This window comes from Myxococcales bacterium (assembly GCA_016720545.1).
In the GTDB taxonomy this organism is placed as follows: Bacteria; Myxococcota_A; Polyangia; order Polyangiales; family Polyangiaceae; genus JAAFHV01.
In genome coordinates, this window is the sequence record JADKKK010000006.1 from 456,857 (window position 1) to 471,357 (window position 14,501).

Annotated in this window: 13 protein-coding genes; 3 read left to right on the plus strand and 10 right to left on the minus strand. The window is 73.0% G+C overall.

Annotated elements, in window-relative coordinates; translation table 11 throughout:
- Positions 1-140 precede the first annotated feature (140 nt).
- Positions 141-1,286 carry an NADPH:quinone oxidoreductase family protein gene (locus tag IPQ09_15660; protein MBL0195632.1) on the minus strand — a complete coding sequence of 382 codons (1,146 nt, stop codon included), beginning with the start codon at positions 1,284-1,286 and terminating at the stop codon, positions 141-143.
- Positions 1,287-1,428: 142 nt separating this feature from the next.
- On the opposite strand from IPQ09_15660, the gene IPQ09_15665 reads away from it, so the two are divergent.
- The 3 genes from IPQ09_15665 to IPQ09_15675 all read left to right on the plus strand — a co-directional run bounded on the left by IPQ09_15665 (position 1,429) and on the right by IPQ09_15675 (position 5,020).
- Positions 1,429-3,201: a hypothetical protein gene (locus IPQ09_15665; protein MBL0195633.1), complete on the plus strand. Its 1,773-nt coding sequence runs from the start codon at positions 1,429-1,431 to the stop codon at positions 3,199-3,201.
- A 95-nt stretch (positions 3,202-3,296) separates the two neighbouring features.
- The gene (locus IPQ09_15670; protein MBL0195634.1) at positions 3,297-4,460 is read left to right on the plus strand and encodes a hypothetical protein; all 1,164 of its coding nucleotides are present in this window, start codon (positions 3,297-3,299) and stop codon (positions 4,458-4,460) included.
- Between the two features lie 125 nt (positions 4,461-4,585).
- On the plus strand, positions 4,586-5,020 hold the full coding sequence (locus tag IPQ09_15675) for a hypothetical protein (GenBank protein ID MBL0195635.1): 435 nt from the start codon (positions 4,586-4,588) through the stop codon (positions 5,018-5,020).
- A 42-nt stretch (positions 5,021-5,062) separates the two neighbouring features.
- Here IPQ09_15675 and IPQ09_15680 read toward each other — a convergent pair whose 3' ends face one another.
- The 9 genes from IPQ09_15680 to IPQ09_15720 form a co-directional block, all read right to left on the minus strand.
- A complete protein-coding gene (locus IPQ09_15680) occupies positions 5,063-5,800 on the minus strand; it encodes a nucleotidyltransferase domain-containing protein (protein ID MBL0195636.1) in 738 nt (245 codons plus the stop codon).
- 86 nt (positions 5,801-5,886) lie between these two features.
- Entirely contained in the window at positions 5,887-7,140 is a 1,254-nt protein-coding gene (locus IPQ09_15685) for a nucleotidyltransferase domain-containing protein (GenBank protein MBL0195637.1), read from the minus strand.
- Positions 7,141-7,206: 66 nt separating this feature from the next.
- Complete coding sequence (locus IPQ09_15690) at positions 7,207-8,019, minus strand: hypothetical protein (GenBank protein MBL0195638.1); 813 nt, start codon at positions 8,017-8,019, stop codon at positions 7,207-7,209.
- Between the two features lie 73 nt (positions 8,020-8,092).
- Positions 8,093-8,935, minus strand: coding sequence for a class I SAM-dependent methyltransferase (locus IPQ09_15695; protein MBL0195639.1), 843 nt, complete (start codon positions 8,933-8,935; stop codon positions 8,093-8,095).
- Positions 8,932-9,453: a hypothetical protein gene (locus tag IPQ09_15700; protein MBL0195640.1), complete on the minus strand. Its 522-nt coding sequence runs from the start codon at positions 9,451-9,453 to the stop codon at positions 8,932-8,934. Before IPQ09_15700 ends, IPQ09_15695 begins: the two co-directional genes overlap by 4 nt.
- Positions 9,454-10,857, minus strand: a complete 1,404-nt coding sequence (gene gndA / locus IPQ09_15705) for an NADP-dependent phosphogluconate dehydrogenase (GenBank protein MBL0195641.1) — start codon at positions 10,855-10,857, stop codon at positions 9,454-9,456.
- Between the two features lie 212 nt (positions 10,858-11,069).
- Entirely contained in the window at positions 11,070-11,915 is an 846-nt protein-coding gene (locus tag IPQ09_15710) for a hypothetical protein (protein ID MBL0195642.1), read from the minus strand.
- Between the two features lie 142 nt (positions 11,916-12,057).
- Positions 12,058-12,927 (minus strand): nucleic acid-binding protein, encoded by an 870-nt coding sequence (locus IPQ09_15715; protein ID MBL0195643.1) that lies wholly within the window; start codon positions 12,925-12,927, stop codon positions 12,058-12,060.
- A gap of 46 nt (positions 12,928-12,973) precedes the next feature.
- Entirely contained in the window at positions 12,974-14,500 is a 1,527-nt protein-coding gene (locus IPQ09_15720; GenBank protein MBL0195644.1) for a metallophosphoesterase, read from the minus strand.
- Between the last annotated feature and the right edge of the window lies 1 nt (position 14,501).

Genomic DNA, 14,501 nt, shown 5'->3' on the forward strand with positions numbered 1-14,501 from the left:
GACAGCGCGTGTCCGCGAGGCCTCCGCCACGAGGTCTCCATCGTGTTCCCGCGACCGGCCCGTTCACTACCCATCAAGGGGATGTTCGTCGGCGAGTGCTGGACGATCGCGGGATCGTGGGATCGCGGGATCCTGAGGGGTTATGGGTGCACGACGCACCCGCCGACCACCTCGCCGCTCCACTTCGCGCGCATCGCCTCTTTGATCTCGGCGAGCGGGAACGTGTGGGACACGTGCGGGGTGATGCGCCCCTCCCCCGCCCACGCGAGCACCTGCGCGAGGCGCGGGGCGCGGATCGACGGATCGCGGATCGTGGAGATGACCGCAGGGCAGCCGAGCACGTCGACGCCCTTCATCATGATGAGGTTCGTGGGGAGCTGGTTCGCGTTCGGCGCGCCGCGCCCGCCCTTGCCTCGGGACACGCTCGGCGTCGACGCCCACCCCACGAGGAGGAAGCGCGCGCCGAACGCCACGCAGCGGAGGCTCTCCACCGAGATGGGCCCGCCCACACCGTCGTACACGACGTCGACGCCGCGACCGTCGGTGAGGGCTCGCACCCGGTCGCGCAGCGAGCTGAGCCCGTCGGGAGCGTCGTCGGGGCCCACACGCAGGAGGTGATCGGCGCCGTGCGCGGCGACGAGATCGAGCTTGGCGGCCGAGCGCCCCGTCGCGATGACGGTCGCCCCGAGGAGCTTCGCGATCTGCACCGCGGCGAGGCCCGTGGCCCCGGAGGCGCCGTGGATGAGCACGGTCTCGCCCGCCTGGAGGCGCCCTCGCGCGATGAGGCAGTGGTAGGCGGTCTCGTAGTTGCCGAGCAGGTTGCAGGCGGCGTCGAGGGAGAGGGCGCCCGGTACGCGCAGGATGGCCTCGCGCGGAGCGACCGCGTACGTGGCCCATCCACCCCAGCGCTGGTAGTCGCCGAGCGTGCGCGGCCCCGCGAGGAAGGGGTCGACCAGCACCTCCTGACCCAGGGTCAGCTCGGGCTGCCCAGGCGCGTTCGCCTCGGGACCGAGCCACGCGATCGCGCCAGCGTACTCGAGCCCCGGCGTGTACGGCGGCTTGGGCAGGTGCTGGTACTGGCCGCTCGTCATGATGAGGTCGACCCAGCCGACCGAGGCGCTCTTCACGTGCACGATGACGTCGCGCGGCGAGAGCGAGGCGACGTCGATGGGCGGCATCGGCTCGAGCGCGATGCGCTCGATGGCCTCGGGCGGCGTCTCGGCGAGCTCCGTGACGACAGCGCGGACGGCGGCGGGGGCGGGCGCGCCCTGCGAGGAGTCGTACATTGGCGCGAGCGTATCGCGGCACGAGCGCCTCGCAAGCGCGTCGCGAGCGCGAGCGCGCGAGGCGAGCGCTGCTAGGCCAGCGCTGCTAGGCTCGAAAGATCCGCGCCGACTTCCGCCGCACCGAAGGAGCCCACTCGCCCGTATGAACGATCCCCGCCTCGCACGCCTCGCTCGTTCGTCCCGCTCCCCCTCGCCCGGCGCGCGCGCCTGGGCCGCGCTGCTCGTCGCCCTCGCGGCGTGCGCGCCCCTCGCCGCGTGCGGCGACAGCGACCCGCCGATCGACGAAGCCGACGCCGCCGACGCGGCGCCCCCCACGGACGACGCGACGCCGCCACGCGACACTAGCCCGCCGACCGACGCGAGCCCGCCCGATGGCGGGCGCGACGGGTCCACCGACGCGACGGCCGACGGCGCCCGCGACGCGACCGCCGACGCGCGCGACGCGGCCCCAGGCACCTGCGCCACGGACGACGACTGCGAGGGCCGCTGCGTCGGCGGGACCTGCGCCGCGCCCACGCACACCGACGGGAAGGTCTCCCCGAGCCTCGGCGAGACCGACATCGACTGCGGCGGCCCCACCGCACCGACCAAGTGCGGCGAGGCCAAGAGCTGCGCCCTCGACCGCGACTGCTCCACCGCGGTGTGCAGCACGGGGAAGAAGTGCGTCGTCGGCGCCTCGTGCCGCGGCGGCCCCAACGGGCCCTCGGGCGTCGACACGTGCGGCACCGGTGAGCCCGGGACGGCAGGGGCCGTCGTCGAGAGCTGCTGTCGCTCGCTCCCGCTGCCCACGCGCACGACCCGACGCCTCGACCGCTACGAGATCACCGGGGGGCGTGTGCGCGCCTTCCTCGACGGCCTCGCCGCGGCCAATGGCGGCGTCGCGAACGTGCGCGCGTACGCCCTGGCGTACGCCGCGGCCAACCCCACCTCGCAGCTGGCCGAAGTGTTGAACGGCTACCCGGGGCTCCTCGACGTGCTGCCCGATCGCGCCGGCCCGAGCGCGCGCTTCCCCATGCCGGTGCACCTCGGCGCGTTCCCGCTCGACCCCATCAACGCGCTGGATGGGTGCTTCGTCGGCGACGGCGGCTACGGCCACGCCACCTACTGGCAGCCCTCGACCCACATCAAGCCCTATGGCATCGGCTACGTCGACGGGACGGGCTTCGCCGACGGCGTGCGCAAGTACAGCCGCGAGGAGCTCGACAAGAAACCTGTAAACTGCATGATGCCCCTCCTCCTCGCCAGCTTCTGCGCGTGGGACGGCGGCGAGCTCGCGCGCACCGACGACTTCCGCGAGGTGTGGGGCCGGCGCCCCGAGGTGATCGGCGCCACCACGGTGTACATCCCGTGGGCCACGCTGCTCAACGTGGGCCAGTTCAACTGGCGCAACGGGCACGGCACCACCTGCAACCCCGCCTGGCCCGGCTGCGTGAACCCACAGCGCTATTTCTACGTCTTCCCCACCATCCGTCCGGACGGTCAGGGTCACCTGCCGGCCGACGACGACACGCCGGCGATCGCGGCGCCCGGGCGCTTCCCGCTCGACGTCACGGCCATCAAGTCCGCGGGCGGCGACGGGTGGTACGACATCGGCGGCAACCTCATGGAGGCGGCGTGGCCCACGTCGCAAGGAGCGATCAACCCGGGCGCGAGCCAGGTGACCGACGTGTGCGACGTGACCGCGGGCCCAGGGTTCGGCGAGGAGGCGTGCGTGCGACGCGGCAACAACGGGGTGCTCCGCTACGCGGGCCCGCTCCCGCACGTGGCGCTCGTCGGCTCCAGCTTCGAGGGGCACTCGCGCAGGAGCGAGCGTTACCTGTCGGCGGCCGCGCCGAACGAGACGCTCATCGTCGCTGGCGACCTCAAGCCCGCGACGTTCCAGTACGGAAAGGTCGGCGCGAGGTGCGCTCGGTAGCTGCGCGAGGCGCCCGCCTCTCGCGCTCCGCGATCCGCGCGCGCACGCGAGCGCGGCGGGTGCACGGGCCGTCGACCCTCGTGTAGGCTCGGGCTGTGCTCCGCCGAAGTCGTCTCCCCTCCTCTGTCGCGGCTGCTGCGGCCTCGCTCTTCCCGCTCTGGTGGACCCTCACCGCCTGCGGCGAGCCGCCCCCGCCTCCGCGCGCGCCCGAGCCAGCTCCCACGCCGGCGCCTCCGCCCAAGCCCGCGCCCGCTCCGGCGGCCCCCGTCACGGTCGAGCCACCCAAGCTCACCGCGGCGCCGCTCAACGCGCCTGCGCGGTTCGCGTGCAAGCTCGCCCCCATGGTGTGGTCCGCCAAGACGCTGAAGCTCCAGCGCGCGCCCGGAGCGAAGCCGTTCGCGAGCTTCACCCAGTCGGCGGCGCTCGCCGCGACGATCCCAGCGGGCGAGGCGAGCGCGGAGGGCCTGTACCTCGAGGCCAAGCTCGGCGGGGTCGACGCGCGCGGCTACGTCGAGGCCGACGCCGTCCCGCTCTACCCGGCGGGCGCGATCGCGCTGCAGGGTGTGGCGGTCATCGCGCCCGGGCAAGCGCTCGCGTGGCAGAAGGCCGAGGTCGACGCGGTCAGCTTCACTGTGCCGCTCGACCCGCGCGTCGCGCTCGGTCCCTCGGCGGCCACGTCGATCACCACGAGCCAGCCGTGCGCCTATTTCGGCACCAAGCCCGCCGCGTTCGACCCGCTCACGGTGACGGGCTCGACCTCCCGGGAGGTCAACATCCCGAAGCAAGCCAAGATCCCGCTGTCCACGCAGCCGGGTGGACCACCCGCGGTCGTGTTCGATTTTACCGCGCGCACCGAGAACCTGGACGTCCTCGCGCGGAACGGGCTCGAGGTGCTCGTCGGCTACAAGACTCCGGGGTACGTCCTCTACGGGTGGACCGCGCGCAGCCTGCTCGTCGGGCGAACGGAGACCGTTCAGCGCCCCCCGGTGCTGGCGACGCCGCCGCCGAGCGCCGCCCCGCGGAACACGTCGATGGGCTGGAAGAAGAAGCAGTGCGACGCGGCGCTCCCGCTCGTCGCGTCCCGCGGCGACGAAGCCTTCGTCTTCGCGACGGTCGCCGCCGGCACGCCGGTGGAGACCGCGGGCACGGTGCGTGGCGTCACGCTCGTGGCGCTCCCGGGGTCGGATCTCCTCCCCGCCGACGACGTCACCTTCGGCGTGGATCCTGCGGGCCTGCAGGGGTGCCGGGACCTCCCGTAGGCGCTGCGGCCTCTAGTTGCACAATACACACGTGCAGAGTGCATCCTCATGCCCCGGCGAGCCTCGGCCCGGGATTGGTTCGGCGCGAGGGAAGATTCGACGCCCGCCCGCCGTAGAGGCATCCCATGGACTCTCTCCTCGAGCCCCTGCCTTCGACCGCCGCTCTCTCCGCGACCGGGCTCCCCGGCCCGTGGGCGTGTATGGAGTGCGGCCATCGGCAGGCGGACGCGGCCGCGTGCGAGGCGTGCGGCGACTCCCCGCTCCTCGACCTGCGCCTGCGCCTCACGCGCGAGACCCTGGCGGAGGTCGACGATCGTCGTCGCGCGAAACGGGGCGATCGAGTGCGCTACGCTTCGGTGCCCGTGGGCGTCGTGGTCGTGCTCCTCGCGTGCGAGCTCGTGCCAGGGGTGTCAGCCGTGCTCGTGCGCATCCTGCCCTTCTTCTTCGGCTACATCGCCGCGATGATCGGCGTCGCGCTCGGCGCGATGTTCGCGGTGAACGCGGCCCTCCCGTTCAGGGCGCGGTTCCCCTACCTCGCCGACTACGGACGAGAGTCGTAATCGCGGGCGAGCGCCCGTCTTCGCGCGTCACCGCTCCGCGGCTCAGCGAAAGCGCGCTTTGCGCACGGAGAGGAGCCACGCGCGCACCTCGGCCTCGTTCGGGGGCTCGGCGGGGAGCGGGCTCTTCTCCGCCGCCGCGTCGAGGCGCGCGAGCGTGGCGTCGACCCGCGCGCGCCATGCCTCGAGCTCGAGGGGCTCGAGGCTCACGCGCTCGCCGGCGCGCTTCTGCTCCACGAGCTCGGCGGCCTCCTCGAGGCCGTACACAGGGAGCAGCCGTGGGAGGCTCGCCTCGAGCGCGCCAGTCTCGAGGAGGTGCACGCCCGTGAGCGCGGTCCGGAGCACGTAGAGGAGCTTCTTCACCGAGGCGCCGTGCGCGAGCGCGCGGAGCTGGTTCTGCGCGAACCCACGGTAGTGCCGGTGAGCGCGGCGGCTGAGCGAGCGCTCGGCGAGGGGGCGGAGCTCGGCGAGCAGCGGTGACGCGTAGCAGACCGTGCGCCCGAGCACTCGCTCGAGGAAGTTCCCGTTGCCTTGCAGGATCCCCGCGAGCACATGCCCGAGCTCGTTCGACGTGTAGTCGATCTCCACGCCGTCGAGGACCTCGGCGCGATCGACCGTGGTGGCCGGCAGCTCGAAGCCGAGGAGCTCGGCCGTGTCGCAGACGTGGATGGCCTTGAGATCGAGATCGCTGTCCGGCGAGGGGAACCCGTAGGCGTGCGCGCCGCTCAGGTACACGACGACGTGCTCGCGCTTCTGGCTCTCCTCGGCGAGCACGCGCGCCATCACGCCGCGCTCGCCCTCCGACAAGAGCCCCGCGAGCGGCTCCTCGGCTTCGCTCGTGACGGGCGCGGCGTCGGCGCGTGGTTCGCTCACTCGCTCCACGAGACCTCCGGCGGGGCCTTCGCGTCGCGCCCGAGCGGGCCGGGCGAGGCGTGAACGAAGCGGCGCGCGAGCTCCTCGCCGACCTTGCGGAGCAGCGCGTCGGCGCGCACCAGATCAGGACGCTTCGGGAGCGGCGAGGCGTCGCGCGCGGCCTCGAGCTCGGGCGCCATGGCCTCGGCCTCGGCGAGCACCTCGTCGAGCGGCACCTCGCCGCGCTTGATGGCGAGCAAGCGCTCGCGGTGCGCGCCGGTGGCCTCGAACGTAGGCTCACCCTCGCGCAGCCAGCGCGTCGCGGTCGCGAGCAGCCGGAGCAGGTTGTACGCGTTCTTCGGGCGGAGCTCGCGCGGCAGGTCGAACCCGGCCGGTGACGATCTCGCGAAGCGCGCGAGCGCGGCGAATTCGTTGGCCTCGAGGAGCCCTTGATCGGCGAGCGAGCGGTAGAGCTGCTTGACGTACTGCTTGGCCTGGTGGTGCGCGTCGGCCTCGGTGGGCGCGAGGCGCGTGGACACCGCGGCGACCTTCGTGGCCACGGCGTCGAGCGACAGCGAGGGGTCGTCGCGCAGCCAGCCGAGGACGGCGTCGCGGTGCTCGGCGAGCCGCAGGCCCTGCTCGAGGCGACGGAGCTGGCCCAGCGCATAGCGCCCAAATGTGCCGTAAATTTCGATAGATACGAAGGCGTCACGCTCGGCGAGCAGCCACTCGCCCACCGGGTCTTGCGCGCGCGCGCTCGGGACGAAGAGCATCTCCAGGGTGTTCGGATCCGCCCGGAGCGCCTGCCGGATGGCCTTGCCGACAGCCCAATACGTGGCGCTCCCGTCGGCGCTGACGAGGTCCTCCGGAGGAGCGACGAGGCCCTGCGTCCACGAGAACGGGAGGGCGAAGGCGCCGCGAAGATCGGTGTCGGAGCCCTCGTCCGCGAGGCCCCACGCGCGAGAGCCGACCGTGGCCTCGAGGACCACGCAGGGCGACAGCGCCTCCCACGCGTCGGCGCGGCGGTGCGCGAAGAGCACTTGCCCCGTGCGCCTCGGCGACAGCTCGGAGCGCGCGTAGCGGACGACGCCGTGGCCGACGAGGGTGATCTCCAGGGTGTCGCCGTCGAGCTTCGTCACGCGGCCGAGCGATCCCTGCGGGACGCGGCGCTCGCCCACCACGCGATCGACGCGCGTGACGACCTCGGTGCCGTGGGGGAGGGGCACGGCGCGCGTGTCGAGCTGCGTGAGGTTGCGGAGGCGGAGATCCACGCGATCATTGTGCCACGATCCGCGCGGCGCGGGCGAGCGGGCGGCCGTGGAGCGCGTGTCGCGAACCTACTCAGCGGTGTGCGGCGCGCTCGGGGGCTCCGGGGCGCGCGGCGCGACCACCGCGGCCACCCACGCCACCATGAACAGCACGACGAAGACGATGATGGCGATCGTGTTCGCGCCCACCTTGGTCTTTCGGGTCGCGCGGGCGTCGGCGAGCGCGCGGCGCTCGGCCTCCCTCGTGGGATCGCGGGGCGTCGGGCGATAGGTCGACTGCGCGGGGCGCGCCTCCTCCGCGGAGACCTCGGCCACGCGCGCGGCGAGCCGCCCCGCGGTCTCGGCGAGCTTCGCGAGGCGCTCGCCCCAGAGCCAGCCCTTCGCCCCGAGGTCGAGCGTGTCGTCGGTCCGCGTGACGTCGATCGACCCGAGCTCCACGAGCGCGCTCCGCAGCGCCGCGTCGGCGAACACCGCGCGCACCGCCGCCGCGGGCGCCCCCTCGACGATGAAGGCGCGATCGAAGGCCGGGTCGCCCAGCTGCACGTCGATCGCCATGCCGCGGTGAAGATCGATCGTCTCGGTGAGGCTCTGCGGCCGCAGCTCGAAGTCGAGCACCGGGCCCTCCATGGTCACGGTCACCTCGGTCCACGGGCTCGCGCCGCTGCCCTTGCCACGGCTCGTGAGCGCGCAGCGCACGGGGCGCCCGCCGACCCGGCCCGTGAGCACCCCGCGGTCTTCGTCGAGGACGGGGTCGGTGAGCACGAGGGCCGCGCGCCGCAGCGCGGAGCGCTTCCGGAATCGCCGCCAGACCCACCCGAGCCCGGCGGAGCCGAACGTGAGCACGAACGGCACAGCGAGCAGGGCCAGGCTCTTCGCGTCCACCCGAGGAGCGTACGTGCCGGCGAGGAGGCGCCGCAAGCGCCCACAGCGCGATCGGCCGAAGAGGAACGCGCGACTACGGGGCGAGCACCACGATGCGCTGCTGCGGGAGAGACTCGTCGACCTGGGTTATCCGGTAGCCCACGGCGGCGGCCTCGCGTCGTATCTGCACGAGCGACATCTTGTGATCGGGCTTGATGCTGACGTTCGGATCTTCGGCGCGGTACTCGACCCACACCACGCGCCCTCCCGGCGCGAGGGCGGCGCGGAGCTGGGCCATCGTGAGGTCGGGGCGCTCGAGCTCGTGGTAGACGTCGACCATCAGCACGAGGTCGACCGAGGCCGCGGGCAAGCTCGGCTCCGATGGGTTCGCGAGCACGGGCGTCACGTTCAAGAGCCGCTCGCGCGTCAGCTTCTGCTCGAGGAGCGCCAGCATCTCGGGCTGCACGTCGACGGCGAACACGCGGCCGGTGGGGCCCACACGCCGCGCGAGGTGCACGGTAAAATAGCCGCTCCCCGCGCCGAAGTCGCACACCCGCGCGCCCGCTCGCGCGCCCGCCACGTCGAGCACGTGCTCGGGCCGCTGCACGGCGTCGCGGCCCGCCCGATCGAGCCACGCCGCGCCCAGGTGGCTCATGGGCCTCGCGAGCTTCCGGCCGAGATAGACGCCGTTGCTCGGGGGCGTGGGCGTGGGGGTTGGCGGGGGCGTGGGCGGCGCGCACGCGTCGCCGCTCAAGGCCGCGGGTGGGATCGGCTCCGGCGATCCGGCCTCTGCGTCCGCTTCGGCTCGGGGCGCGACAGGCGGGATCCACGGCGCGGCGTCGGCCTGGGGAGCCGACGGCACCGCGCTACGGGAGCACGCGGCGCACGCAGCGCTCGCGACGAGCGCGAGCGCGAGCGAGGCCCCCGCGCGCTTCAAGGCGGCGCGTTCTTCGCGCGCGCCACGGCGGCCCGCACGGCCTCGAAGCAGGCGTCCGCGGCGCCCGGCCCGAGGCCCACGAAGTAGGTGCCGGGTCGACCTTCGGTGCCGGGGAAGCCCGAGATCGTGAGGCCGTCGTCGGCCGGCACGTCGAGCCCTGCGGCGAGCGGGTGGCCCGCCAAGACCCCACCGCGCGTCACCGTGGCCTGAAGGAGCGGCAGCGACATCACGGCGGTGCCGCGGCTCGCGCCGTGAGTCCCCACGAGGAGGTGAGTGGCGTGCAGCGCGAGCACCATGTCGTGCTCGGCGTCCGGATCGGCGGGGTTCTGGCGGCGGCCGAGCAGGCTCCCGAAGAACCCCGACGCGGCGGGGTTCTCGCGATGCGTGAGCCATACACGCATCGCCTCGACGCTCAGCGACGCGCGCTCGGCGTGGAGGCGCAGCGCAGCCCCGAGCGGCTCGGGCACCTCGGCGAGCGCGAGCTCACGCGAGTGGCTCGCGTAGAGCGCGGCGGCCACCTACTTGGTCCACTCGGTGTGGAACGAGCCGGGCTTGTCGAGGCGCTCGTAGGTGTGTGCGCCGAAGTAGTCGCGCTGCGCCTGCGTGAGGTTCGCGGGCAGCCGCTCGCGTCGGATGGAGTCGTAATAGCCGAGCGAGCCGCTCATGGTCATGAGCGGGATCCCGGCGCCGATGGCCTGCACGACGGCGCTCCGCCAGCCGGCCTGGCGCTCGCCAAGCTCACGCTGAAAGCCAGGATCGAGGAGCAAATTCGAGAGGTTGGCGTCGAGGTCGTACGCCTCTTTGATGCGCCCGAGGAACTGGGCGCGGATGATGCAGCCGCCCTTCCAGATGCGCGCCAGCTCGCCGAGATCGAGGCCCCACTCGCGGGCGTTCGAGGCCTTGCGCAGCAGGTCCATGCCCTGCGCGTAGCTGCACGCCTTCGCGCAGTAGAGCGCGGCGCGCACGTCGGCGACGAGGCGCTTCTTCGCGGCCGCGTCGAGCGTCGCCCCGCCGGGCTTCGGGCCAGAGAGCACCTTCGCCGCGGCGAGGCGCCCCTCGCGGTTCGCCGACAGCAAGCGCGCCTCGACCGAAGACGCGACAGTGGGAATGGCGGCGCCCACCTCCGCCGCGTCCTGGACGGTCCACCGGCCGGTGCCCTTGGAGGCGGCCGCGTCGACGATGAGGTCGACGAGCGCGCCGCCGGTCTCGGGATCCTTCTTGCGGAAGATGTTCGCGGTGATCTCGATGAGGAACGACTGGAGCTCCCCCGAGTTCCACTCGGCGAACGTGTCGGCGAGCTCCTCGTTGGTGAGCCCGCCGAGCGTCTTCAGCACGTCGTAGGCCTCGGCGATGAGCTGCATGTCGCCGTATTCGATGCCGTTGTGCACCATCTTCACGTAGTGCCCCGCGCCGCCTGGCCCACAGTAGGTCACGCACGGGCCGTCGGCCTGGGCCGCGATCTTCGTGAGGATAGGGGCCATGTCGTCGTAGCCGGCGCGATCGCCACCGGGCATCATGGAGGGGCCGTGGCGCGCGCCCTCTTCGCCGCCCGACACGCCCATACCGAAGAAGCGTATTCCCTTGGGGAGGAGCTCCTTCGCCCTTCGCTCGGTGTTGCGGAAGTACTCATTGCCCGAGTCGACGATCATGTCGTCTTTCTCGAGATACGGCAGGAGCGCCGCGATGGTCTTGTCGACCACCTCTCCCGCCTTCACGAGCAGGATGATGCGGCGGGGCCGGCGCAGCGACGCGACGAGCTCCTTCACGTCTTTGAAGCCGAGCACGTTCGTGGCGCCCTCGCGCGCGGCCTTCGCGACGAACTTGTCGACGGGCTCGGGCCACGCGTCGTAACCGCCGCACGAGAAGCCCTTCTCCGCGATGTTGAGCGCGAGGTTCTGCCCCATCACGCCCAGACCGACCATGCCTACTTCGAGCTCGCCCACGTGCGCCTCCCGATCTCACGGCGCCGCGCCGCGGGGCCGATGATACCCACCGGGGGGCGCCGGCGGCGCGATTTCGAGCGCGCGCTGCGCGGCCACGATCGCGTTGCGTGCGAATCGAGGGCCGCCGGCGGCACCTGCGCCATCGCGGGACGTGTTGTCCCCGCGCGCCGCCATCCGAGGGGCGCGGGTGCCTACTTGCAGTAGCCGAGGTCGCGGCTGTTCGTCGCGAAGGCCACGCACTTCTTCGGGAAGGCGCAGTCGGCGTCGCGGCTGCACACCGTGAGCTCGCCGGCGCTGCACGCCGAGCGGCAGACGGTGCCGCCGATGTAGAAGCCGCGTTGGAACTCTACCGGGCAGAGGCGCCCATTCACCTTCTCGGTGTCCACGGCGGGCGGCCCGGCGTCGGTCCCGCCCATGCAGCAGGTGGGGGCGGCGCCAGGGCAGTTCGCGGGCGCGGCGCACTCCCAGCGGCTGCGCGGGCCCCGCGAGCCCGCCGCGCAGGCGACCTTGCCCGACACACACATCGTCGTATCGAACCCGGTGGCGCCCGACCCGGTGCCGCTGCAGCAGGTCTGGTCGCCCGTGCAGTAGGGCGTACCGCTAACCTCGAATGGGCAATAGAAGACGGTGCCCGCGGCGCCCGCGTCGGGCGAGCGGAGCTTCGGCGGCGCGCCACAGTCCGGAGGGCCGCCGTCACCTGGGAGGCCGCCGTCACCTGGGAGGCCGCCGTCACCTGGGAGGCCGCCGTCACCTGGGAGGCCGCCGTCACCAGGAGACGCGTCGACGGTCGCCCCGTCGCGCGCGGCGTCGACGGTCGCTCCGTCGCCGGGCGTCGCGTCGAGGGACGGCGACGCGTCGGCGCGCGGGGGCGCACCTGCGTCTTTCGGCGGGACGGGCACCGGCGGCCCGCTGGGCTGAGGCTCGGGGGTGCCGGAGTCGATGGGGTCGGCGGTGGTGGAGCAAGCGACCGCGAGGAGCGCCGCGCCACCGACCAGCGCGCTGAGGGACCAGGCGACCGCGCGGAGGTGTGTATTCACCGTGCAAGACTACCGCGCCCAGGGGGCCCACGCACAAGCGCAAACACCAACGATTTCGAAATAGTACGCCACAGGCGCGGCACGCTGCGCGCTCCCCGAGCCGGTCCCGGAGCACGGCACGCGGGGCGTGGCAGGGCGCGGCTCAAGGGTCCGCGGGGCGACGCGCGGGCACGAGGAGCCCCTCGGGATCGAGCGTCACGGATTGATCGCGCAGGAGCCGGCCGACCGCTCGCTTGAACGCCTTCTTGCTCAGCCCGAAGTGCCGGCGAATGACCTCCGGGCTCGAGCCGTCGCCCACGCGGAGCGCAGCGACGCGCAGCCGCTCGAGGACGTGCGCCGCGTCGCGATCGAGCTCTTCGTGCGCGAGGCCTCGCAGCGACAGCTCGATCTTGCCGTCGGCGTGGACGTGGCTCACGCGAAACCGCGCCGCCTCGCCGCGCGCGAGCCCGTGCGGCTCGCTCGCGGGCACGAGGCCCACCTGCCGCTTCTCGACGATGACGAAGAGCCCGAGCCCAGGCTCGTTGCGCCACGCCTCGCCCGCGACCCACTCGCCCACCGCGTAGGTGCGGCGATCGCGGAGCAGCTCGGCGACGCGCATCGTGCCCGCGAGCCGGCCGGTGTCGTCGAGCACGAGGCCCACGGCGTACCGGTTCCCCACGCGCAGCTCCGCGGTCTGGAGGGCGTGCGGCACGAGCAGCTCCTTCGGGAGCCCCCAGTCGACGAACGCGCCAATGCGCGTGGCGTCGGTGACCTCGAGGAACGCGACCTGCCCGAGCGCGAGGCGCGGGCGGGCGAGCGTGGCGAGCGGGCGGTCCTCCGAGTCGAGCGTGACGAACACGTCGAGCTCGTCGCCGACCTGGGTGCCCTCTGGCACCTCCGCGCCAGGCAGCAAGATGACCGGCGCGCGCTGCGGATCGGGAGCGTCACGGCGCAAGCCGAGGAACGCCCCGGGGGGGCCGAAGCGCACCACGGGGAGGGAGGCGACGCGGCCGAGGAGCTCGAGGTGCGGCATGGTGCGCTCTCCCTTACCGCGTCTGGAATGCCGCGTCTCGCCGGGCTCAGGTCTCGTACTTGCGAGGCGCCTCGCCCTGCCAGGCGCGCAGCTCGGCGCGAGGTGCGTCCGCGTTGGCGGGATCGAGCTCGATGACGAGGTGCGTGCGGGCGGCTCGGTACGCTTCCCGGCCGTGCTTGGGGTCCAGCTCTTCTTCCTCGGCCCACGAGCCGAGGTTGATGTAGGTCGCCGCGCCGTCGTGCACCGGCTGCTGTACGGGAATGTGCGTGTGTCCCATCACGACGAAGGCCGCGGGGAGCAGCCGTGCGAGCGTACCGGCGCGGGCGGCCATCTCTTCGGCGGGGTCGAGCTGTCGCTGCATCGACAGATAGCGGTGCGCGATGACCCAGGCGGCGAGCACCCCGAGGGCGCCGTAGAGGACGCGCCCATGAAACACCCCAATCACGGCCACGACCGCGAGCGCGATGCTGGCGAGGAGCCCGAGCGCCAGGCGGTCGAGGAGCACGCTGCCGAGGATGCCGGGGATGGAGCGCGTGACCGGCTGCGCCTGCAGCGCGGCGAGCGCGCGGAGGCGGTCTTTGCCGAGGCGGCTCGCCTCCGCGAGCAGCGCGACGCGGCGCTCGTGCTCGCTCTTCAGCGTCGTCATGGCCTCGTGGAAATGCGCGCGGCGAAGCGCGAAGAGCTCGGCCACGGCGGCGGCGAAGCGCGACACGAGCCCGCCGACCCCGCGGACGCCGAGGCGCAGGCCGAACGCGACGTAGTCGAACACCCCGAGGTGCTCGTGGCCATGCTCCTTCATGCCGTGGGTCTGTCGGACCACGTACCGGAGCAGGGTGCTCGAGAAGCCGTGCATCACACGGCGGGGGTCGAGCGGCGAGAGCGGCGCCATCACGTGCTCGCTCGCGCAGTAGGGGTCGTACTGGTGGCCGTGCTCGATGTAGGCCACGTTCTTCCAGTAGTAGAACCAGGGCTCGAACTCGATGCGGGCGAGGAAATCCGCCGCGTCGATCGCCTCTCCGTGCTGCGCGTCGGCCTGAGCGCGGGCGAGCAGCTCCTGACGGAAGTCGGCCTTCAGCTCGTCCCAGTGGAACTCCACGTCGTGGTTTCCGTGGACCAAGGTGAGCGCGTGGCCGCGGGCGACCAGAGCCGAGAGCGCGTCGAACACCTCGCCGTGGCGCTGCACGACGCGCCGAAGCTTCGCGCGGGCATGATCGGCGGCGCTGCCCAGCCCGTGCCGGTGCTCCTCGTCGGTGAGGGCCGTCGAGAGCGCGTGCCCCGCTTCTTCCTTCACGGTCATGCCGATGAAGTCGATGAAATCGCCCGCGATGACCACGCGCCACCGCTCGCCTACGGGCGGCGTCGCGGCGTAGTGGCGGAGCAGCTTGGTGAGGTCGGAGTCGATGCCGTGCGAGCGGCGCGGCGAGGTGCCGTGATCGTTGAGATCGCTGCCGAGGTGCACGTCGGAGAAGACGAGCAGGCTCTCCCGCGGTGCGCCGGCGGGCGGCGCGACGCTCCTCGCGCTCGTGGCCGAGGTGGCTCGTGCAGCTCGCGGGGCTTGCGGGAACAGCGACACG